At 71.1% G+C, this 20,288-nt stretch carries 19 protein-coding genes, 1 tRNA gene and 1 pseudogene; 10 read left to right on the top strand and 11 right to left on the bottom strand.

Annotated features, from left to right (window positions below; translation table 11 throughout):
- Window positions 1-33 precede the first annotated feature (33 nt).
- The 3 genes from J0P97_RS13190 to J0P97_RS13180 all read left to right on the top strand — a co-directional run bounded on the left by J0P97_RS13190 (window position 34) and on the right by J0P97_RS13180 (window position 1,924).
- Window positions 34-981 carry a metallophosphoesterase gene (locus tag J0P97_RS13190; RefSeq protein ID WP_308163567.1) on the top strand — a complete coding sequence of 316 codons (948 nt, stop codon included), beginning with the start codon at window positions 34-36 and terminating at the stop codon, window positions 979-981.
- A 33-nt stretch (window positions 982-1,014) separates the two neighbouring features.
- A tRNA-Pro gene (locus J0P97_RS13185) sits at window positions 1,015-1,091 on the top strand.
- 68 nt (window positions 1,092-1,159) lie between these two features.
- Entirely contained in the window at window positions 1,160-1,924 is a 765-nt protein-coding gene (locus J0P97_RS13180; RefSeq protein ID WP_215488253.1) for an HAD-IIB family hydrolase, read from the top strand.
- Window positions 1,925-1,956: 32 nt separating this feature from the next.
- On the opposite strand, the gene J0P97_RS13175 is transcribed toward J0P97_RS13180, so the two are convergent.
- Window positions 1,957-2,700 carry a FadR/GntR family transcriptional regulator gene (locus tag J0P97_RS13175; RefSeq protein ID WP_215488252.1) on the bottom strand — a complete coding sequence of 248 codons (744 nt, stop codon included), beginning with the start codon at window positions 2,698-2,700 and terminating at the stop codon, window positions 1,957-1,959.
- A 79-nt stretch (window positions 2,701-2,779) separates the two neighbouring features.
- On the opposite strand from J0P97_RS13175, the gene J0P97_RS13170 reads away from it, so the two are divergent.
- Window positions 2,780-3,625, top strand: a complete 846-nt coding sequence (locus J0P97_RS13170; RefSeq protein ID WP_215488251.1) for a DUF1295 domain-containing protein — start codon at window positions 2,780-2,782, stop codon at window positions 3,623-3,625.
- Here the strand turns inward: J0P97_RS13170 and J0P97_RS13165 are convergent.
- The 4 genes from J0P97_RS13165 to J0P97_RS13150 form a co-directional block, all read right to left on the bottom strand.
- Window positions 3,618-4,220, bottom strand: a complete 603-nt coding sequence (locus tag J0P97_RS13165) for a thymidine kinase (RefSeq protein WP_215488250.1) — start codon at window positions 4,218-4,220, stop codon at window positions 3,618-3,620. The genes J0P97_RS13170 and J0P97_RS13165 overlap by 8 nt on opposite strands.
- 7 nt (window positions 4,221-4,227) lie before the next feature.
- Complete coding sequence (locus tag J0P97_RS13160; protein WP_215488249.1) at window positions 4,228-5,700, bottom strand: malate:quinone oxidoreductase; 1,473 nt, start codon at window positions 5,698-5,700, stop codon at window positions 4,228-4,230.
- A 216-nt stretch (window positions 5,701-5,916) separates the two neighbouring features.
- The gene (locus J0P97_RS13155) at window positions 5,917-6,987 is read right to left on the bottom strand and encodes an aspartate-semialdehyde dehydrogenase (protein ID WP_215488248.1); all 1,071 of its coding nucleotides are present in this window, start codon (window positions 6,985-6,987) and stop codon (window positions 5,917-5,919) included.
- An 84-nt stretch (window positions 6,988-7,071) separates the two neighbouring features.
- Window positions 7,072-8,277 carry a trans-sulfuration enzyme family protein gene (locus tag J0P97_RS13150; protein WP_215488247.1) on the bottom strand — a complete coding sequence of 402 codons (1,206 nt, stop codon included), beginning with the start codon at window positions 8,275-8,277 and terminating at the stop codon, window positions 7,072-7,074.
- A gap of 106 nt (window positions 8,278-8,383) precedes the next feature.
- Here J0P97_RS13150 and J0P97_RS13145 point away from each other — a divergent pair, with 106 nt between their 5' ends.
- Complete coding sequence (locus tag J0P97_RS13145) at window positions 8,384-8,818, top strand: Lrp/AsnC family transcriptional regulator (RefSeq protein ID WP_246540477.1); 435 nt, start codon at window positions 8,384-8,386, stop codon at window positions 8,816-8,818.
- Window positions 8,819-8,833: 15 nt separating this feature from the next.
- On the opposite strand, the gene J0P97_RS13140 is transcribed toward J0P97_RS13145, so the two are convergent.
- The gene (locus J0P97_RS13140; RefSeq protein WP_282837710.1) at window positions 8,834-10,249 is read right to left on the bottom strand and encodes an aldehyde dehydrogenase family protein; all 1,416 of its coding nucleotides are present in this window, start codon (window positions 10,247-10,249) and stop codon (window positions 8,834-8,836) included.
- Window positions 10,246-11,301 (bottom strand): homoserine dehydrogenase, encoded by a 1,056-nt coding sequence (locus J0P97_RS13135; protein WP_215488245.1) that lies wholly within the window; start codon window positions 11,299-11,301, stop codon window positions 10,246-10,248. The genes J0P97_RS13140 and J0P97_RS13135 overlap by 4 nt, the downstream gene beginning before the upstream one ends.
- A 277-nt stretch (window positions 11,302-11,578) precedes the next feature.
- Between J0P97_RS13135 and J0P97_RS13130 the strand changes: the two genes are divergently transcribed.
- From J0P97_RS13130 to J0P97_RS13120, 3 genes are read left to right on the top strand one after another with little or no spacing between them, the layout of a single operon-like run.
- Window positions 11,579-13,072: an amino acid permease gene (locus J0P97_RS13130; RefSeq protein ID WP_215488244.1), complete on the top strand. Its 1,494-nt coding sequence runs from the start codon at window positions 11,579-11,581 to the stop codon at window positions 13,070-13,072.
- Window positions 13,069-14,187: an alanine racemase gene (alr, locus tag J0P97_RS13125; protein WP_215488243.1), complete on the top strand. Its 1,119-nt coding sequence runs from the start codon at window positions 13,069-13,071 to the stop codon at window positions 14,185-14,187. Before J0P97_RS13130 ends, alr begins: the two co-directional genes overlap by 4 nt.
- Window positions 14,188-14,201: 14 nt before the next feature.
- Complete coding sequence (locus J0P97_RS13120) at window positions 14,202-14,957, top strand: IclR family transcriptional regulator domain-containing protein (RefSeq protein WP_215488242.1); 756 nt, start codon at window positions 14,202-14,204, stop codon at window positions 14,955-14,957.
- Here J0P97_RS13120 and J0P97_RS13115 read toward each other — a convergent pair.
- Together J0P97_RS13115 and J0P97_RS13110 are read right to left on the bottom strand one after the other, a co-directional pair.
- Entirely contained in the window at window positions 14,954-15,790 is an 837-nt protein-coding gene (locus tag J0P97_RS13115; RefSeq protein WP_215488241.1) for an IclR family transcriptional regulator, read from the bottom strand. The genes J0P97_RS13120 and J0P97_RS13115 overlap by 4 nt on opposite strands.
- 24 nt (window positions 15,791-15,814) lie before the next feature.
- The gene (locus J0P97_RS13110; protein WP_215488240.1) at window positions 15,815-17,113 is read right to left on the bottom strand and encodes an aspartate kinase; all 1,299 of its coding nucleotides are present in this window, start codon (window positions 17,111-17,113) and stop codon (window positions 15,815-15,817) included.
- 160 nt (window positions 17,114-17,273) lie between these two features.
- Between J0P97_RS13110 and J0P97_RS13105 the strand changes: the two genes are divergently transcribed.
- Both J0P97_RS13105 and J0P97_RS13100 read left to right on the top strand, forming a co-directional pair.
- Window positions 17,274-17,762, top strand: coding sequence for a hypothetical protein (locus J0P97_RS13105; protein ID WP_215488239.1), 489 nt, complete (start codon window positions 17,274-17,276; stop codon window positions 17,760-17,762).
- Entirely contained in the window at window positions 17,759-19,171 is a 1,413-nt protein-coding gene (locus tag J0P97_RS13100; RefSeq protein ID WP_282837712.1) for a threonine/serine exporter family protein, read from the top strand. Before J0P97_RS13105 ends, J0P97_RS13100 begins: the two co-directional genes overlap by 4 nt.
- A gap of 29 nt (window positions 19,172-19,200) precedes the next feature.
- Here the strand turns inward: J0P97_RS13100 and recR are convergent, their stop codons facing one another.
- The gene (recR, locus tag J0P97_RS13095) at window positions 19,201-19,794 is read right to left on the bottom strand and encodes a recombination mediator RecR (protein WP_215488238.1); all 594 of its coding nucleotides are present in this window, start codon (window positions 19,792-19,794) and stop codon (window positions 19,201-19,203) included.
- Window positions 19,795-19,815: 21 nt separating this feature from the next.
- A pseudogene (locus J0P97_RS15675) lies at window positions 19,816-20,288 on the bottom strand (DNA polymerase III subunit gamma and tau); the annotation flags it as partial.

Raw genomic sequence — 20,288 nt, 5'->3', positions numbered from 1 at the left:
GCGAGCCCCCATCGCACCGCCCTCAGGACTCCCGTGGGTGCCACGCTCGCGGGACTGGGGGCGGTGGGGGTCTCCGCCGCCGTCTGGGGGACGTGCATCGAGCGCTACCTATTCACCGTGCGCCGTCACGACCTCGCCCTCCTGCCACCCGGCTCCCCCTCCCTGACGGTCCTGCACCTCTCGGACGCGCACATGGCGCCCTGGCAGCACCGCAAGCAGAAGTGGATCGCCCGCCTCGCCGAAGAGGTCCAGCCCGACCTCGTCATCAACACCGGCGACAACCTCGGGCACGAGGACGGGCTGCGCGGGATCCGCTCCGCCTTCGATCCTCTGCGCGGAGTCCCTGGGGCGTTCGTGCACGGGTCGAATGACGTCACCGGGCCGTCTCCCCGTAACCCTCTCCGATACTTCCAGGGACCGTCATCCCGACCGCACCGCGGTCTCGACCTCGACACCGCGGCGATGGACGCCTACTTCACGGGCGATCTCGGGTGGACCGATCTCGACAACGCGGCCGCCGTCCTCGAAACCCGCGGGCTGCGACTGGATGCCTTCGGCGTGAGCGACGCCCATCGCGAGTGGGACGAGCTGGAGGTTCTCCCCGGAGCCCTTGCGGCGATCCGGCGGCGACCGCTCTTCCGGAGACGCCCGGCGACGGCTCTCACGATCGGCGTCACGCACGCCCCCTACCGACGGGTGCTGGATGCGTTCACCGACCTCGGGGCCGACATCATCTTCGCGGGACACACGCACGGCGGACAGGTGCGTGTGCCGTTCTCGCGCTCCGCGCTCGTCGCGAACTGCGATATCCCGCGCGATCAGGCACGGGGTCTCAGCACGTGGAGTCACCGCGGCCGGACCGTTCCGCTGAACGTCTCCGCGGGGCTCGGCCACTCGATCTACGCACCCGTGCGGTTCGCCTGCCTCCCCGAGGCATCCGTCCTCACCCTGCGCGCCACGACGGCGCTCGATTCGGCGTGAGCGCCGGAACGCGGTAGACTCGGAGGGTTGCCACGGGGTGTGGCGCAGCTTGGTAGCGCGCTTCGTTCGGGACGAAGAGGCCGCAGGTTCAAATCCTGTCACCCCGACCACAGGAGGGCTCCGCCGGTGAGAATCGGTGGGGCCCTTCGTCGCACGAGCCCCCGAACGAAAGACCCCGATGCCCGCACTGCGCCTCGTCGCCTTCGATCTCGACGACACCCTCGCCCCCTCCAAGAGCGCGATCGACCCGCGCATCGGGGAGCTTCTGGTCGCTCTCGCCGAGCGCGTCGAGGTCGCCATCATCTCCGGCGGGCAGCTCTCCCAGTTCACGAGCCAGGTCGTCGACCGCCTCCCCGCCTCTGCGACCGCGAAGCGGGAGCACTTCCACCTGCTGCCGACCTGCGGCACGCAGTACTACCGTCTGGGTGCGGACGGCATCGAGACCGTCTATGCCCGTTCCCTGAGCGAGGACCAGAAGCAGCGCGCGCTGACCGCCGTCGAGGAGGAGGCCCGTCGCCTCGGACTCTGGGAGCCCCGGACGTGGGGCGCGATCCTCGAGGATCGCGGCTCGCAGATCACTTTCTCGGCCCTCGGCCAGACGGCGCCCGTCGACGCGAAGACCTCGTGGGACCCCACCGGTGAGAAGAAGGGCGCGCTGCGGGACGCGGTCGCGGCGCGGGTGCCCGACCTCGAAGTGCGCTCGGGAGGGTCGACCTCCGTCGACATCACCGAGCGTGGCATCGACAAGGCCTACGGCATGCGCGCGCTCGAGGAGCACACCGGCATCCGCCTGGACGACATGCTCTTCGTGGGCGACCGCCTCGACGAGCACGGCAATGACTACCCCGTCCTCGCGATGGGTGTGGCCTGTCAGGCCGTCGGAGGCTGGGAGGACACCGCGGCGTTCCTCGATCGGCTGATCCCGACCCTGCCCCTCCGCTGATCCAGACCGCCCGGCCGGATGCCGCCGGGCGATCAGTCGTCGGCGGATGCGTCGGTCGGAGCAGGAAGTCCCGCGTCGGCGTAGTAGCCCGTGATGTGCGCGCGGACCCGCAGCCGGGCATCGTCCGCGTCGCCCCGGTCGATCGCTGCGAGGACCTCGGCGTGCTCGTGTCGGAGCCGCTCGGCGGTGCGCGCCCAGTCCGGGATCCGCGCGGCACCGGCCCGGATGTAGCCCTCGATGGTCTCGCGCAGCCCCGCCATCGTCGCCGAGACGACGACGTTGCCGGTGGCCTCGGCCAACCGGACATGGAACTGGGCGTCGAGGGCGAGGAAGTCCTCGAGCGACAGCCCGTCCACCTCCATCGCGCCGAGCGTCGCGCGCGCATCGGCGAGCGGGGCCTCCGGCCGATCGGCCAGGTGCGCGACCGCCCACTCCTCGAGGAGAAGGCGGGTCTCGTACACGTCCGGGATGGGGAATCCCTGCGCCGCGACCTGAAGGCGCAGGAGCTGGGCGAGGCCGCCCTGAGGGGTCGCCGTGACGATCGCCCCCGACGTGGGGCCCGAGCCCGTCGCCGTGCGGATGAGGCCCATCACCTCGAGGACGCGCAAGGCCTCGCGCACACTCGAACGGCCGACGCCGAGCGTCGAGGCCAGCTCGCGCTCAGGGGGCAGCCGGTCCCCGGGGCCGAGTCGCCCCTCGAGGAGATCGCCCTCGATCTTCTCGAGGACGACGCGCCAGGCACGCGCGGGCGCGGCTCGTTCGGACGGATCGGTCATCGGACCCCTTTCGTGACTCGCTCACGCTAGCGCACTGTGGTCAGACCCGGCGGGACGCCGGACACCCTACGCTGAGGGGATGGACCCGCTGCAGCTCGTCATCATCGTCGCGGCGGTCGCCGCCCTCCTGTGCTGGGTCGCCTCGATCGTCACGAAGGACACGTCGTGGGTCGACCGCGCCTGGTCGGTCGTCCCGGTCCTCTACGTCTGGATCTTCGCCCTCGCCGCACTCTCGTCCGGTGTCGATGCGACACGCCTCGTCGTGATGGGGATCCTCGTGACCGCGTGGGGCATGCGCCTGACCTTCAACTTCGCGCGCAAGGGCGGCTACTCCGGCGTCGAGGACTACCGCTGGGCGATCCTCCGCGGGCGGATGGCGCCTTGGCAGTTCCAGCTCTTCAACCTCTTCTTCATCGTGCTGTACCAGATGACGCTGCTCGTGCTCATCACCCTCCCCTCGTACACCGCGTGGCAGCACCCCTCCCCCTTCGGCGCGTGGGACGCCGTGTTCTCGGCGCTCTTCGTCCTCTTCCTCGCGGGCGAGACCGTCGCCGACCAGCAGCAGTGGACGTTCCACCAGCGCAAGAAGCGCGGCGAGGCGCGAGGGTTCCTGACCACCGGCCTGTTCGCGTACTCGCGGCATCCGAACTTCTTCTTCGAGCAGGCGCAGTGGTGGGCGATCTACGCCCTCGGAGCGAGCGCGGCCGTCGCCGCCGGCGCCGGCTTCTGGGGCGGCGCGATCAACCCGACGATCATCGGCGCCGTTCTGCTGACGGTGCTGTTCATCGGGTCCACCGTCTTCACCGAGTCGATCTCCGCGTCGAAGTACCCGGACTACGCGCAGTACCGGAAGTCGACGTCGATGCTCATCCCGCTCCCCCCGCGCCGCCGCGACGCGGCGTCAGCCGAGGGGACCGTCAGCTGAGTCGTCCGCCGGAGGCGAGCAGGTAGTCCTGCGCGCACAGCGACTCGTACGTCACCTGGTCGTGGTCGAGGTCGTCGATCGCGACCTGGTCGCCGTCGAACACGAACCGCCCGCCGACCAGGCGGGCGTTGAAGAGCGCCTTGCGGCCGCACCGGCAGATCGTCTTGAGCTCCTCGAGGCTGTGCGCGACCTCCATCAGCCGTGCAGATCCCGGGAAGGCATGGGTACGGAAGTCGGTGCGGATGCCGTACGCGAGGACGGGGATGCCGTCCTCCACCACGAGGCGGAGCAGGTCGTCCACCTGCGCAGCCGACAGGAACTGGGCCTCGTCGATCAGGAGGCACGCGACGTCCCCGATGTAGCGGGACCCGTGCGCGGCGACGAGGGCCCGGACATCCGCTCCCGGGCCGATCAGGAAGTCGACCTCCCGCTCGACCCCGAGCCGGCTGGAGATCTGGTCGGCGCCCTTCGTGTCGATCTCGGGCTTGGCGAGCAGCACGTGCTGGCCGCGCTCCTCGTAGTTGAACGCGGCTTGCAGGAGCGACGTGGACTTGCCCGAGTTCATCGCTCCGTAGCGGAAGTACAGCTTGGCCATCGGGCCCTCAGCGGTTGATGTCGAGGACGTCCGCCGTCTCGGCGATCGTCGCCGCCGCGACCTCGGGGCGGCCGTTGAGCGTCGTGCCGTAGCTCGGGATGAGCGCCTTGAGCTCCGGCTCCCACGCAGCGATCCGATCGGGGAAGCACGTCTTCAGGAGTCCGAGCATGATCGAGGCGGCCGTCGACGCGCCCGGAGAGGCTCCGAGGAGCCCCGCGATCGAGCCGTCGGCGGAGGTGATGACCTCGGTGCCGAACTGCAGGACGCCGCCCTTGTCCTTGTCCTTCTTCATGACCTGCGCACGCTGCCCGGCCTGCAGGAGCTCCCAGTCCTCGTCGCGGGCGGTCGGCATGAATTCGCGGAGCGAGTCGACTTTCTTCCCGTGGTTCTTCGCGAGCTCGCCGACGAGGTACTTGATGAGGCCGGGGTTGTCGACGGCGACCTTCAGCATCGGAAGGATGTTGCCCGGACGCACCTGCGCGACGATGTCGGTGATGCGCCCGTGCTTGAGGAACTTGGGGCTGAACGTCGCGAACGGGCCGAACAGCAGCGATGCCTCCCCGTCGACGACGCGCGTGTCCAGGTGCGGCACCGACATGGGCGGCGCGCCGACGGATGCCTGGGAGTAGACCTTCGCCTTGTGCTGCGAGACGATCGCGGGGTTCGAGGTCTTCAGCCACTGGCCGCCGATGGGGAACACCCCGTAGCCGGTGATCTCCGGGATGCCGGAGGACTGCAGGAGCTTGATCGCCCACCCGCCGGCGCCGACGAACACGAACCGCGCGTCGAGCGAGCCGGGCGTGCGCCCGAGGGAGTTGCGCAGTGAGACGCGCCACGTGCCATCGGCCTGACGACGGAGCTTGCGAGCCTCGACGTTCGTGCGCACCTCGACGCCCTCGGCGGCGAGGTGATCGAACAGCTGCCGGGTGAGCGAGCCGAAATCGACGTCCGTCCCCGCCGGCACGCGCGTCGCGGCGAAGGGCTCGCCCTTCTTGCGCTTCTGCATGAGGAGGGGCGCCCACTGATTGATGACGCGCGAGTCCTCGGAGTACTCGATGCCCGCGAACAGGGGCTGGGTCCGCAGAGCCTCGTAGCGCTTCTTGAGGTACGCGACATCCTTCTCGCCGCGCACGAACGTCATGTGCGGCGTCGCGTTGATGAACGTCGAGGGGCCGTCGAGGATGCCGTCCTCGACGAAGCTCGACCACAGCTGACGGCTCTGCTGGAACTGCTCGTTGATCGCGACCGCCTTGGCGGGATCGACGGACCCGTCCTTCGCCTCGGGCATGTAGTTCAGCTCGCACAGCGCCGCGTGCCCGGTGCCGGCGTTGTTCCACGCGTTGGAGGATTCCTGAGCGACCTCGCTCAATCGCTCCAGCACGACGATCTTCCAGTCGGGCTGCAGCTTCTTCAGCAGGGTTCCGAGGGTGGCACTCATGATGCCACCACCGATCAGGACGACATCGACGGGTTCACTCACGATGTCCCAGTCTAGGCCGGGTTTCGCGCCGCATCGCCTGTTGCGGCATCCGCCCCGCGTGAACTCTGCCGGTTCTTACCTCCGGCGCAAGTCCCGCCGCACGCCCACCGGGCCGCGAGACACCTCGTGCGCACCGAGACGCCCGCGGTGCACCGGTGTCTCGGCGCGCTGGCGGTGTCTCGCGGTCAGGAGGAGCGGCCGGGGGCGCGGGTCGGGTCAGGCGGTCGCGCCGAGGCGCGCGGCGACCACCTCGGCGATCTGCACGGCATTCAGCGCAGCGCCCTTGCGGAGGTTGTCGTTGCTGATGAACAGCACGAGGCCCTTGCCCTCGGGGGCGGACTGGTCGGCGCGGATGCGACCCACGTAGCTCGGGTCGCTGCCCGCCGCCTGGAGCGGGGTCGGCACCTCCTCGAGGACGACACCGGGGGCGGAGGCCAGGATCTCGCGCGCCCGCTCGGGCGTGATGTCGTCGCGGAACTCCGCGTGGATCGACAGCGAATGCCCGGTGAAGACGGGCACGCGCACGCATGTCCCCGCGACCCGGAGGTCCGGCAGCTCGAGGATCTTGCGGCTCTCGTTGCGGAGCTTCTTCTCCTCGTCGGTCTCGTTGTCGCCGTCGTCAACCAGGTTCCCGGCGAACGGGATGACGTCGAACGCGATCGGCGCGACGTACTTCTCCGGCTGCGGGAAGTCGACCGCCGAGCCGTCGTGCACGAGCTCGAGCGTGCGACCCTGCGCGAGAACGCCCTCGACCTGCCCCAGCAGTTCCTGCGCGCCGGCGAGACCGGAGCCGGAGACGGCCTGGTACGTCGAGACAATGAGGCGCTCGAGGCCGGCGGCCGCATCGAGCGGCTTCAGGACGGGCATCGCGGCCATCGTGGTGCAGTTCGGGTTCGCGATGATGCCCTTGGGCGGGTTCAGCGTCGCGTGCGGGTTGACCTCGCTCACGACGAGCGGCACCTCGGGGTCCATCCGCCAGGCGCTGGAGTTGTCGATGACGACCGCGCCGGCCTCCGCGAAGCGCGGGGCGTGTGCACGCGAGCCGGTCGCGCCGGCGCTGAACAGGGCGATGTCGATCCCGGCGGGGTCGGCGGTGGCGACATCCTCGATGACGATCGTCTGCCCGCCGAACTCGACGGAGGTGCCCGCCGAACGGGCCGTGGCGAACAGGCGCAGCTCGCGGATCGGGAACGAGCGCTCCGCGAGGATCTCGCGCATGACCGTGCCGACCTGTCCGGTGGCGCCGACGACGGCGACGTTCAGTCCTGAGTCAGAGATGCGGGTCATGAGGATCCTTGCAGCAGCGGAGCGGTGTGGGTGCCCGAACGGGCGGATGCGGCGATTCTACCGGGGCGTGCACACGGGGGCGGGTCAGTGCGGGCCGAACGTGTCGTCGAGGGCGGCGGCCAGGTCCGCGAGCAGATCGCCGGTGTCCTCCAGCCCGACCGAGAGGCGGAGGTGGCCCCAGCGACGGAACTCCTCGGGGTAGGCGGCGACGCGCCCGCCCCCGGTGCCCGTGTGCACGATCAGCGAGTCGTCGTGACCGAGCGAGAAGCTGGAGGTGATCAGGCGCAGCCGCGCGACGAAGCGGTTCTGCGTGTCGGGGTCGCCGTCGACGGCGAACGCCATCATGCCCCCGGAGCCGCCCGTGAACTGGCGCTGCGCGAGAGCGTGCTGCGGGTGGCTGGCGAGCCCGGGATAGCGGATGAACGCGATGCGCGGATCGTCCTCGAGGAAGGCGGCGATCGCGGCCGCGGATGCCACGTGCTGGCGCATCCGCAGCGGCAGGGTGACCGATCCGCGCTGGATCTGCCAGGCGTTGAAAGGCGAGATCACCCCGCCGACATCGACCATGGCATCCGCCTTGATCGGTTCGATGAGCTCGCGCGACCCGATGACGGCGCCGCCCATCGCGTCGCCGTGGCCGTTGATGTACTTGGTGAGCGAGTGCACGACGAGGTCGGCTCCGTCGCGAAGAGGGCGGTACAGCGGCGGTGGGGTGAACGTGGAGTCGACCATCAGAAGCGCGCCTGCGGCGTGCGCGATCTCGGCGAGCGCGGCGACATCGGCGACCGTCGTGGTGGGGTTGGCGATCGCCTCGATGCACACCAGGCGTGTGTTCGGGCGCATCGCGGCACGGACGGCGTCGAGGTCGCCGACGTCGACGAAGGTCGCCTCGATGCCGTACCGGCCCGGCAGCAGCTCGGTCCACAGCCTCCAGGTCGCCTCGTAGGTCTCGTCGCTGACGAGGACGTGGTCCCCCACGCGGACGTGGGTGAAGAAGACGGCGTGCAGGGCGGCGACACCGGAAGCGAGGGCGACGGCATCCTCTCCCCCCTCGAGCGCCGCGAGCTTGTCCTGCAGCCCCTGCTGGTTGGTCCCGGTGTTGCGCGTATAGAGCCCCGGCGCGGTGGCCGACCAGCTGATCTCGCTCGGGTCCGCCGGCAGCTCATAGGAGTTCGCCATGACGAGCGGCGTACGCAGGGCACGCGTGGAGTCCTGGCGGATGCCGCCGTGGACGGCGAGGCTGAGGTCCGACAGGGTGCCCCCCTGTCGGCGGTCGGGCCGTTCGCTCATCTGCTCCTCCTTCGTCGATCGCACTTCCGCGCGAGCCTCACTCCACGGTACTGTGCCTTATTCACATTCTCAATTGCTTTTACTGCATGAAGACAGGATGGCCGGCATGACCCTCGACGACATCGATCGCGATATCCTCGCGGCACTCACCGCCGACGCCCGCATCCCGCTCGTCGCGATCGCGGCCCGCGTGCACCTCTCGCGCAACGCCGTCAAGCAGCGGATGGAGCGCATGGAGCGCGACGGCGTCATCGCGGGTTACACGGTCGTCCCCGGCGCGTCCGCCACGCGCGGCGTCACGGCGATCGTGATGATCTACCGCGCCGACCGGATGCGCGACGACCGCGTGATCAGCGAGCTGCGCGGCATCCCCGAGGTGATCCGCTGCGACGTGCTGTCCGGAGAGTACGACCTGTTCGTGACCCTCCACGCCGCGACGATGGACCGCATCGGCGAGATCTGGGAGCAGGTCGCCGCGATCCCCGGCGTGGCGAACACCGTCACGGCGATCTCGCTCACCCGGGCGATCGACCGCGGCTGAGGACGGCCGCCGCGCTCACGCGTTGATGCAGATGACCTTCGGCTGGGTCATCTCCTCGTACGCGAAGCGAACGCCCTCGCGCCCCATGCCGCCGTACTTCGCGCCGCCGAAGGGCATGCTGTCGATGCGGTAGTCCGACGAGTCGTTGATCATCACGCCGCCCGCCTCCAGCCGGTCGGCGACCCGCAGCGCGCGCCCGATGTCGGCCGTGAACGTCGCCGCGTGCAGGGCGTACTCGGTGTCGTCGGCGCGGGCGATGGCCTCGTCCTCGGTGTCGAACGCAGCGAGCGCGACGACGGGCGCGAAGGCCTCATCGGCCCACAGCTCGCAGGGCGCTGGAACGTCCTCCACCACGGTGGGGGCGTAGACCGAGCCCGACCGGCGGTGGCCGGTGAGGACGCGGGCGCCGGCCGCGACGGCATCCTCGACCAGGCGCTGCGCGCGGCGCGCGGCATCCTCCGTGATCATGGGTCCGACATCCGTGCTCTCGAGCTGCGGGTCCCCCGCCCGAAGGGCGAGGGTGTGGGCGACGACACGCTCGCGGAACGCCGCGTAGACCGAACGCTCCACGAGCAGTCGCTGGGCGCCCACGCAGTTCTGGCCGGCCGCCCAGAAGGCCCCCGATACGCAGGCTTCCGCCGCCGCGTCGAGATCGGCATCCGCGAAGACGATGACCGGCGCGTTGCCGCCGAGCTCCATCGCGAGCTTCTTCAGCCCGGCGCCACGCGCGATGGCCTCCCCGGTGGCGAACCCGCCGGTGAAGGACACCATCCGCACCTCGCGGGCGGCGACGAGCGCCTGCGCCAGGTGGCGGTCACCGTGCACGACCGTGACGATCTCATCCGGCAGGCCCGCATCGACGAGGAGCTCCACCAGGAAGCGTGCGGTGAGCGGGGTCAGCTGCGAGGGCTTCAGCACGACGGCGTTGCCGCCGGCGATGGCCGGGCCCAGCTTGTGGGCGACGAGGTTGAGGGCGTCGTTGTAGGGAGTGATCGCGAGGATGATCCCGAGCGGCTCGCGCGTGAACCAGCCGCGCCGGTTCTCGGACCCCTCGAACGCATCGAAGGCGATCACCTCTCCGGGGTGGGAGCGCGCGGCATCCGCCGAGAGCGACAGCGTCATCGTCGCGCGGCGCACCTCCTTGCGGGCCTGGCGGATCGTCTTGCCGGCCTCGCGGACGATGAGCCCCGCGGCCTCTTCGCTGCGCTCGCGCAGCAGGCCCGCGGCGCGCTCCAGGATCTCGTGCCGCGCGAACCGCGAGAGGCCCCGCGACACCACGACGCCCAGGCGCGCGCGCTCCAGGATGCCGTCGACCGCCTCCGGACCGCTCTGCGGGAGCGTGCCGATGATGCGCCCGTCATACGGGTTCGTGACGATGAGGTGGGACTCGCCGGCGGCGCTCGTCTCCACGTCGATGGCGGGCGCGCTCACGCCACGACCGCCTGACGGGTGCGCTGCTTCGCGTCGATCGCGATGATGTCGGAGAGCAGGGCGTACGCCGTCTCGATGCGGCCCGCGCCGGGGCCCGAGACCGTCACGGTGCCGAGCAGATCGGTGCCGAACGAAACGGCGTTGGTGGCTCCGGAGATGCCGGCGAGCGCGTGATCGGCGGGCAGCGCGACGGGACGCACGCTCGCGACGACCGCGCCGGAGGCGTCGCGGCGGGCCGATCCGATCAGCTTCCAGCGGGATCGCTCCGCGGCGGCGCGTGCGATGTCCTCGGGCGTGACCCCGGTGATCCCCTGGCGGTCCACGTCGGCGGGGGTGATGTCGGCGCCCAGGATCTCATTGGCGAGGATCACGACCTTCAACTGCACGTCCGACCCGCCGATGTCGGCGGTCGGGTCGGCTTCGGCGTAGCCCCGGGCCTGCGCCTCGGCGACGGCCGCGTCGAGCGAGAGCCCGGCCTCCATACGCCCGAGCACGTAGTTGCTCGTGCCGTTGAGGATGCCCTGCACCTCGCCGACCCGGAGGCCCTTGAGCGTCTCGGCCGCGAAGCGCAGCACGGGTGTGCCGCTCATGACCGAGCCCTCGTAGGCGAAGAAGGCGCCGTGGGCGCTCGCGATGCGGTTGAGCTCGGCGGCGGCGAGCGCGACCGGGCCCTTGTTGGTCGTGACGACGCTCTTGCCGGCTTCGAGGGCGGCGCGCACGTGGGAGACGCCGGGCTCCCCATCGAGGGGGTTCGTGAAGGTCGCCTCGACGACGATGTCCGCCGTGGTGTTGCGGATGACGTAGGTGTTCTGCGGCACCGCAGTGCCGCCGCGCCACCCGGCGAAGGTGTCGTCGGCATCCATCGCGAAGACCGCGGCGAGGTCGATGCCGTCGGCCTGCATCAGCGAGCCGAGCCGCAGGTCGGTGATCGCGACGATGCGCAGCGTGAACCCGAGGTCGACAGCCAGGTCGTCCCCGCGATCGAGGACGATCTGGGCCAGTGCGCGGTTCACACCGCCGAATCGGATGAGTGCGATGTCGTGACGGTCCATGTCGGTCTCCTTGTGGTGGGGCAACGGGCTCGACCAGTCTGGGGAGCGCCCGTGTCGGTCCGCGCCTGTCCCTCGGCCCGCGGGGGATGACATCCTGCCCGCGCGGCGGACACTTCGCCCGTCTGGGTGAGAACGGCGCCCGGTCGCCCGCGAAACCTTGTGCACACCGTCCTCTCTGAGTAACGTCCTCGAAACACGCAGTGTGCATCATCATCACAAGGATGTGACCATGCAGCACTGCACCTCCTCTTGACCTCGACTCGATTGAGAGACCGATATGCGCTCCACACCCGCGCAGGACCTTCCGAACGCCCTGCCCCACACGACCGCGACACAGGTGCCGCTGCGGCGCCTGCAGCGCTCCATGGACGCCCGCCACCTGATCATGATCGCTCTCGGCGGCGTGATCGGGTCGGGGCTGTTCCTCAGCTCCGGCTACACGATCAATCAGGCCGGCCCCCTCGGCGCCATCATCGCCTACCTCGTGGGCGCGTTCGTCGTCTACCTCGTCATGGCCTGCCTGGGCGAGCTCGCCATCGCCTATCCCGTCTCGGGCGCCTTCCACATCTACGCGGCGCGGTCGATCGGACCGGCGACCGGCTTCACGACCGCGTGGCTCTACTGGCTCTGCTGGGTGGTCGCCCTCGGATCGGAGTTCACGGCCGCCGGCATCCTGATGCAGCGCTGGTTCCCCGCCGTCCCGGTCTGGGTGTGGTGCCTCATCTTCGCGGCGACGCTCTTCACGATCAACGCCATCTCGGCGCGCGTGTTCGGCGAGACCGAGTTCTGGCTGTCCCTGATCAAGGTGCTCGCCATCGTCGCGCTGATCGTCCTCGGCGGCGCCGCGATCTTCGGCTTCACCCCGCTGTCGACCGAGCACCCCGCCGCGGTGCTGTTCAGCAACTTCCACACGCCGGACGGCCTGTTCCCCGGCGGTGTCGGAGGCGTCGTGGTGACCTCGCTCGCCGTGTTCTACGCGTTCAGCGGCTCGGAGCTCATCGGTGTCGCCGCCGGCGAGACGAAGGACCCCGCGAAGAACATCCCGCGTGCGCTGCGCTCGACGGTGCTGCGCCTCCTCATCCTCTTCGTCGGGTCCATCACCGTCATCGCGGCGATCCTCCCTTACGAGCAGGCCGGGCTCACGAGCAGCCCCTTCGTCGACGTCTTCCAGTATGTGGGCGTCCCCTACGCGGCGGATGTCATGAACTTCGTGATCATCACGGCACTGCTCTCGGCGGGCAACAGCGGCCTGTTCTCGTGCGCACGCATGCTGTTCTCACTCGCCGAGGAGGGCCACGCGCCGAAGGCCCTCATGCGCCTGACGCCGCGTGGCATCCCGATCATCGCGCTGAGCGTGAGCCTCGCGCTGGGGCTCGTGTCGCTGGTCTCGAGCATCGTGGCGGCCGAGACGGTCTACCTCGTGCTCGTGTCAGTGGCCGGGTTCGCCGTCGTGGCGGTCTGGATGTCGATCGTCGCCTCGCTGTACTTCCACCGTCGCCGGTTCGTCCAGGGCGGCGGCGACATCCGCACACTCGCCTATCGGACGCCGCTCTTCCCGGTCGTGCCGATCGTGGCCTTCGCCCTCCTGCTGATCTCGGTCATCGCGATCGCGTTCGACCCGAACCAGGTGGCCGCGCTCTACTTCGGCATCCCGTTCGTCGGCGCGTGCTACCTGTTCTTCTGGTGGCGCTACGGGCGTCGCGGCGCCACGCATCGCGCCCCCGTCTCGGAAGAGGCCCCCGTCACCGCGGACGACACCGCCACCCCGTGAGTGCGAGTCCCGCGTGGGTCGAGGTCGACACCGCCGCCGTCGCGCACAATCTCCGCGCGGTGCGGGTCGCCCTCGGCCCCGGCACGCCCCTTTGCGCGGTCGTGAAGGCGGACGCCTATGGTCACGGGACGGATCTGGTGGTCCCGGTGCTCATCGCCCACGGGGTCACCTGCCTCGGGGTCACGTCCAACGAGGAGGCCCGCACGGCGCGCGGCGCGGGGTTCCACGGGCGCATCCTCCGCCTGCGCGCCGCGCTTGGGGAGGAGGTGGAGGATGCCGCCGTCCTCGACATCCAGGAATGGGTCGCCGGCGCGGACCACGCCCGCGTGGTCGCCGAGGCAGGCGACGCCACGGGTCGCCGGCCCCGCGTGCACGTCTCGATCAACGCCACCGGCATCAGCCGCGACGGGATCGACCTCGACGTGCCGGATGCCGCTGCGCAGCTCACCGCGATCGGTGCCGATCGGCGCCTGTCGGTCGTCGGCGTGGCCTCCCACTTCCCCCGCGAGGACGCCGAGGACGTGCGCACGGGGGCGCGCGCATTCGATGCGCAGTCCCGGCTCGCAGGCGCGCTCCTGTCGACGCGGCCGCTCGAGCGCCACTGTGCGACGTCCTACGCGGCGCTGACCGTCCCCGAGTCCCGCTTCGACCTCGTACGGATCGGCGCCGCCCTGTACGGCGACACCTCCGCGGCGGTGCCAGGCCTCCGCCCCGCGATGCGCCTCGTCTCGCGGATCGCCGCGATCACCTCCTACCCGGCCGGCCGCAGCGTCGGATACGACCGTACGCACGTGCTTGATGCGCCCGCGCACCTGGCCGCGGTCCCGCTGGGCTACGCCGACGGCTACCAGCGGGCGCTCGGCGGTCGCGCGGAGGTGCTGGTGCGCGGGCGCCGGGCGCCGGTCGTCGACCGTCTCGCGATGAACACGCTCCTCGTCGACGTCAGCGCCGTGGGAGGTGCCGCGATCGGCGACGAGGTGGTGCTGTACGGCGCGCAGGATGCCGAGCGCATCACCGCCGCCGATCTGGAGCGCGCGAGCGGCGAGATCGCGGCTAACCTCTATACATCCTGGGGCCGCCTGCTGCCGCGGCGGGCGGCCCCCTCCCCCGACTGACGCGCGAGAGCCCGATGGCACACCCCTCCTCCCTCCTGCAGGGCCTCACCCTCGTCGAGGAGGCCGTGCGCCGGGAGCGCTCCGGACGGCTTCCGCACAACGCGTCACGCCTCGCCGAGGCCTCCGGCATCGAGCGCAGCCGGGTCTCCCGACTGACGAAAGAGCTGCGGGACCTCGGCTACCTCGAGCGCGACGAGGCCTCCCTGTTCGGCGCGGGCTCCGGCTACTTCCACATCGCGTCCGCGCTGACCCAGCCGTGGCTGCGAGCCGCCCGGAGGGAGCTCCGGCGCCTCGCCGGAGCGCATGATGTGACGTCCCTCGTCGCCACCGCCGACGGCCCGGCCGCAGTGCTCGCGAGGATCGAATCCCCCGCCGGACACGAGAGCCCCTACCTGCACGCCGGCGCGCGGGTGCCGATCTGGTGCACCGGGGCCGGCCGGGCCCTCCTCTGGGACCACGCGGAAGCCGACATCTCCGCCCTCCTGGATGACGTGCAGTTCGTCGGAGTCGGCGGCCCGGGTGCCCCCCGGTCCGTCGCCGAGGTCATCGATCGGCAGGACCGCGACCGCGACCGCGGGGTGATCGACGCCGCGCAGGAGTACGTCGAAGGCGTCCAGGAGTACGCGCTCCCCGTGCGCGGTCTGTCGGGCATCGTCGGTGCCGTCGGTGTGGGCGCTGCCGCCCGCGGCTCGCGACGCACCCGGGAGATGCAGGCCGCGCTGCGGGCGGTCGCCGACCGGCTCAGCGCCCTGGCGGGCGGCGACGGCTAGAGGCGAGGAGCCTCCGCCGCGAGCACGCCTCGCACAGCCGAGGACCCCAGGGCTGAGGAGAGGGTGCTCGCCGCCGCGACGCATCGCGCCCCGAGCGCATCGGCACGCGGCGCGAGTGCGGAACGCTGGCCGACGATCTGCAGACCGGCGACCACCTCACCGCGGAAATCCCACACCGGGGCGGACACCGAGTACAGCTCGGGCTCGGCCTCCTCGTCGACGATGGCGTAGCCCCGGTCGCGGCTCTCCCGCAGCCGCAGGAGGAAGTCGTCGACGTCGCGCGGGGACCGCGGGCCGCCGGCGTCGAAATCGGTGTCGGCGAACACGGCGCGGACCTCGTCGTCGTCGGCGTCCCACAGCACCGCCCGGCCCGCATCGCTGCAGAAGGCCGGGTAGGCGCGGCCCACCCATGAGCCGATCATGCGTGAGGCGGAGGGGATGCTCTCCACGACGGTCACGGTCGTGTCGCCGGCCAGCACCCCGAGGAAGCACGTCTCGCCCGTCGCGTCCGAGAGGTCATCGAGGACGGCGAGCCCGATGGTGCGCAGCCGCCGGTGGACGAGCTCCTGCGCGGACCCGTACCATCCCCATGCGATCCGGTACCGGCCGTCGGCCTCACGGACGAGGAGCCCGTCCTCGTGCAGCGCGGCCAGCGTGCGCGAGACCTGCGAACGCTCGCGTCCGAGCGCCTGGGCCGCCTCCTGGACGGTCACGCCCGCGGTCTGCGCGGCGGACAGATCCGCGACGGCCGACAGCACGTCCAGACCCCGGCCCATGCTCGATCTCGCGGCCGCATCGGCCCCCGCGGCGTCGGAGGCGGCAGGGGACGGCATGGGACGAGGATACGCCGGAGCGCCTCAGCGACCGGTGCCGGCGTGGACGATCGCCTCGATCTCGCTGTCCAGGCCGAACGCGCTGTGGACGACACGTGCCGCCTCGGCGAGGTCGTCGCCGCGGACGACGACGGAGATGCGGATCTCGGAGGTCGAGATCATCTCGATGTTGACGCCGGAGGTCGACAGCGCCTCGAAGAGCGTCGCCGAGACGCCCGAGTGCGTGCGCATGCCGGCGCCGACGACCGACAGCTTGCCGATCTGGTCGTCGTGGACGAGGCTTTCGAACCCGATCGAGGCCTGTTCCCCCGCGAGGGCGCGGAGGGCGGTCGCGGCATCCGACTTGGGCAGGGTGAAGGAGATGTCGGTGCGGCCCGTCGCGGCGGCGGAGACGTTCTGGACGATCATGTCGACGTTGGCGCCGCTCTTGGCGACGACGCTGAAGATCTCCGCGGCCTTGCCGGGGACATCCGGCACCCCGATGACGGTGACCTTGGCCTGACCGAGGTCGGTGGCGACACCGGCGACGATGGGCTCTTCCATGGCGGACTCCTCTGCGACGGCCGCGATGGCGGCGGGGACGGTCATGCCGGGACCGAGGACGAACGTGCCCTGGCCGGAGCTGAAGGTGGAACGGGCGTTGATCATGACGCCGTGCCGACGGGCGTACTCGACGGCGCGGATGTAGAGGACCTTGGCGCCGTTGGCGGCGAGCTCCAGCATCTCCTCGGAGGTGACCACGTCGAGCCGGCGCGCGCGCGGGACGACGCGGGGGTCGGCGGTGTAGATGCCGTCGACGTCGCTGTAGATCTCGCAGACGTCGGCCTGGAGGGCGGCGGCGAGGGCGACGGCGGTCGTGTCCGAGCCGCCTCGGCCGAGGGTCGTGATGTCGCGGGTGTCGCGGTTGAATCCCTGGAATCCGGCGACGATCACGATCGCGCCCTCGTCGAGCGCCTCGCGCAGCCGCACGGGCGTCACGTCCACGATGCGGGCCGAGCCGTGGTCGGCGGTCGTGATCATTCCCGCCTGGCTGCCGGTGAACGACCGCGCCTCGAAGCCCATCGAGTGGATCGCCATCGCCACGAGCGCCATGGAGATGCGCTCCCCCGAGCTGAGCAGCATGTCGAGCTCGCGCGGGTTCGAGATCGGGGCGACGTCGTGCGCGAGGTCGAGCAGCTCGTCGGTCGTGTCGCCCATCGCGGAGACCGCGACGACGACATCGTGACCGGCGCGTCGCGTATCGACGATCCGCTTGGCGACGCGCTTGATGCTCTCCGCGTCGGCGACGGACGATCCGCCGTACTTCTGGACGATCAGCGCCACGTGTGGAACTCCGCGTTTGTGGGTGGGGTCGAATAATTGATGGGGTCGGCGATCTCCTGCCGTGCCCCCGGTTCGGGCGCGCGCGTGCGCCCCCCGCCATTGTAGAGAGCGAGGGATGCGCCCCCGGCCATGTGACATCGTCGCGCGATACGATTCGGCGATGGACGCCCTCCTGGACTGGCACGAGTTCGACGTCGCGATGCTCGGCGCGGCGGCGGCTCTCGCCGGGCTCGTGATCGTCGCAGCGAGCGTCAACATCCAGGTCATCATCGCGGCGCCGTCCCTGACCTCCCGCCTCGCCTCGGGGATCGCGGGGCTCGTGCTGGCGATCGTCGTGTGCGCGGTCGGACTGATCCCCGGGCTGGACCCCGCCGCCTTCGGGGGGATCGTCATCGCCGCGAGCCTCATCGCCGCGGGCTTCGCCGCGGAGGCGACCGTGCGGATCTTCCAGAACACGCACCCTGAGAACAGGTTCCGCGCCGGGAAGTCCGCGGTCGCCTTCCTCGCTCCCGCCCTGTACCTGATCGGCGGCGTGCTGCTGATCGCCCAGCTTCCCGCCGGGCTGCTGTGGCTCGCGGCCGGCGCGATCGCGGCGATCGTGGCAGCACTGTTCGTCTCGTGGGTGGTGCTCGTCGAGGTGCTGCGGTGACGCGCTCGCCGGAGGCCACCCCGAACCGCCGCACCCCGTGGACGATCCGCGGGATGCTGGTCCGCGAGGGCGCCCTGTCGACGCACACCTCGGTGCTCACGGCGCTCGACGCCGCGCATGCGACCCGGGTCATCGAACTCGCGGTGAGGGTGGGCGAGACGATGCTCGTCGCCGGCGCCCCGGCGAGCGAGGTGACCCGCACCATCGTCCGGATCGCCGCGGCCTACGGGATGAGCACCGTCCACGTCGACGTCACGTACAACTCGATCACGGTCGCCGGGCGCGCCGGCGATGGGACGCCGGTCACGACGTTGCGGGTGGTCCGCGGCGCGGCACCCGATCACGCGAAGCTGCAGCGACTGCAGGCGCTGCAGGCCGACGTCGTCGCCGGAGCGGTGACGCTGGAGGTCGCCGAAGAGCGCTGCCGGGACATCCGTCGCACGCCGTTCCGCTACCGGCCCGTCGTGATCATCGCCGCGCAGGCGCTCCTCGCGGTCGGGGTGGCGGTCATGTTCGGCGTGAACCTCCTCAACATGACCCTCGCGTTCGTCGCCGCCGCACTCGCGGCGCTGACCCAGTACCTCCTCGCGCGCGGGCAGGTGCCCTATTTCTTCAGCCAGATCGCGGGCGGCTTCGTCTTGACGACGGTGGCCGCGCTCACGCCGCTCCTCGGGCGCACGGGGTGGGACCAGGCAGCCTCCATCCGGCCCTCAGTCATCGTCGCGTCGGGCATCGTCCTCATGCTCGCGGGGCTCACGGTCGTCGGCGCGGCGCAGGATGCCATCGACGGATTCGCCCTCACCGCGCTGGGGCGGCTCCTCGAGCTCGTCACGCAGACGGTCGGCGTCGTCCTCGGCATCCTGCTCGGACTCGAGCTCGCCCGGGTCGTGGGGATCGCGATGGAGCCCCCCAGCGAGGCGCTCCCCCTGGGGCCGCTGCCGCTGCAGTTCCTGGGCGCGGCGGTCATCGCCGTCGCCGTCGCGGTCTACAACGGTGCGGGGATGCGGATCGTGCTCGTGAGCATGCTCCTGAGCTTCGTCGCGTGGGCGGGCTTCGTCGCGACCAGCGCGGTCGGGTTCGACACCGCGGCAGCCAGCGGGGCGGGCGCGTTCGCGGGGAGCCTCCTCGGGGTGCTCATCGCCTTCCGGCTGCACGTGCCCTCGGTCGCGGTGACCATCGCCGCCATCCTGCCGATGGTGCCCGGCGCCGCGGTCTTCCGGGGTCTCCTCACGATCGTCGAGTCGGGTGAGGACCCGGCGCTGCTGCTCGGCGGCGCGGTCACCCTGGCGGGCGCCGCGACGGTGGGCGTGGCCCTGGCGGTCGGGGCCTCCCTCGGCATCTACCTCGGCCAGCCGATCGGATCGACACTGCGCGGGGTCAGCCGGACGCGGGCGCGACTGCGGGGCTGACCCGCACGATCTCCGCCTGGCGGCGGATCTCAGATGCGGCGGCGACCCTCGAACGCGCGCCCGAGCGTCACCTCGTCGGCGTACTCGAGGTCGCCGCCGACGGGGAGTCCGGAGGCCAGGCGCGTGACGCTGATCTCGAGGGTGTGCAGGAGCCGGCTGAGGTAGGTCGCCGTCGCCTCGCCCTCGAGGTTCGGGTTCGTCGCCAGGATCACCTCCTGCACGGTGCCGTCGGCGAGCCGCTGCATGAGCTGCGCGATGCGCAGATCGTCGGGGCCGATGCCCGCGATCGGGCTGATCGCCCCGCCGAGGACGTGGTAGAGCCCGCGGAACTCGCGCGTGCGCTCGATCGCCGAGACGTCCTTCGCGTCCTCGACCACGCAGATGAAGCTCTGGTCGCGACGGGGGTCGCGACAGATCGCGCAGCGGTCCTGCTCGCTGACATTGCCGCAGATCTCGCAGAACCTGACCCGCTGGCGCAGTTCACCGAGGAGGAGCGAGAGCCGGGACACGTCGAAGGTCGGCGTCTGCAGGATGTGGAACGCGATGCGCTGGGCGGACTTCGGGCCGATGCCCGGCAGTCGCCCGAACTCGTCGATGAGATCTTGGACGATGCCGTCGTACATGGAGTCTCAGGGACCTTTCGGCTAGTTGAACCGCGTCGGCGGGGTGTACGGCTCTTCGCGGACGAACGTCGCACCGAGCACCTGTCGGACGACGGCTTCGCCGACCCGTTCGATGCCGCTCATCCGGGGGGCACGAGGCCCCGCGGGCGGTCGCTCGACGGCCACGGGCACGCGTGCCGGCACCGGCGCGTCGTCGTCGGGCGGCGGCGGGATGTCGTTCTCGTCGTCGGGCGGGATCTCGGAGAGCGGGACGACGTCGCCGTCGTGCGCCGCTTCGCGGGAGAGGGTCGCGGTGCGGACCGGCGATGCCGCGGCATCCTCGGGCTCGTCGTCCACCGCGAGCGGGGCGACGGCATCGGCCGCGGACGGGATGGATGCGACGACCCACTCCGTGACCGGGGCGGCATCCACGCGCGCGGCCCGATCGGACGCGGCGGCGGCGCGCGGCGCCGGCGCGGAGCCGCTCCGGCCGGGGGCCGCCGACGGGGATGCCG

Origin of the sequence: Microbacterium flavum, assembly GCF_018717645.1 — a bacterium.
In the GTDB taxonomy this organism is placed as follows: domain Bacteria; phylum Actinomycetota; class Actinomycetes; order Actinomycetales; family Microbacteriaceae; genus Microbacterium; species Microbacterium flavum.
This window is presented reverse-complemented; position numbering and strand designations above follow the sequence as displayed.

Excerpts from the sequence above, each read along its gene's own strand:
- J0P97_RS13180 (WP_215488253.1), top strand. The coding sequence starts at position 1,160 with ATGCCCGCACTGCGCCTCGTCGCCTTCGATCTCGACGACACCCTCGCC.
- J0P97_RS13175 (WP_215488252.1), bottom strand. The coding sequence starts at position 2,700 with ATGACCGATCCGTCCGAACGAGCCGCGCCCGCGCGTGCCTGGCGCGTC.
- J0P97_RS13170 (WP_215488251.1), top strand. The coding sequence starts at position 2,780 with ATGGACCCGCTGCAGCTCGTCATCATCGTCGCGGCGGTCGCCGCCCTC.
- J0P97_RS13165 (WP_215488250.1), bottom strand. The coding sequence starts at position 4,220 with ATGGCCAAGCTGTACTTCCGCTACGGAGCGATGAACTCGGGCAAGTCC.
- J0P97_RS13155 (WP_215488248.1), bottom strand. The coding sequence starts at position 6,987 with ATGACCCGCATCTCTGACTCAGGACTGAACGTCGCCGTCGTCGGCGCC.
- J0P97_RS13150 (WP_215488247.1), bottom strand. The coding sequence starts at position 8,277 with ATGAGCGAACGGCCCGACCGCCGACAGGGGGGCACCCTGTCGGACCTC.
- J0P97_RS13145 (WP_246540477.1), top strand. The coding sequence starts at position 8,384 with ATGACCCTCGACGACATCGATCGCGATATCCTCGCGGCACTCACCGCC.
- J0P97_RS13135 (WP_215488245.1), bottom strand. The coding sequence starts at position 11,301 with ATGGACCGTCACGACATCGCACTCATCCGATTCGGCGGTGTGAACCGC.
- J0P97_RS13130 (WP_215488244.1), top strand. The coding sequence starts at position 11,579 with ATGCGCTCCACACCCGCGCAGGACCTTCCGAACGCCCTGCCCCACACG.
- J0P97_RS13120 (WP_215488242.1), top strand. The coding sequence starts at position 14,202 with ATGGCACACCCCTCCTCCCTCCTGCAGGGCCTCACCCTCGTCGAGGAG.
- J0P97_RS13115 (WP_215488241.1), bottom strand. The coding sequence starts at position 15,790 with ATGCCGTCCCCTGCCGCCTCCGACGCCGCGGGGGCCGATGCGGCCGCG.
- J0P97_RS13105 (WP_215488239.1), top strand. The coding sequence starts at position 17,274 with ATGGACGCCCTCCTGGACTGGCACGAGTTCGACGTCGCGATGCTCGGC.
- recR (WP_215488238.1), bottom strand. The coding sequence starts at position 19,794 with ATGTACGACGGCATCGTCCAAGATCTCATCGACGAGTTCGGGCGACTG.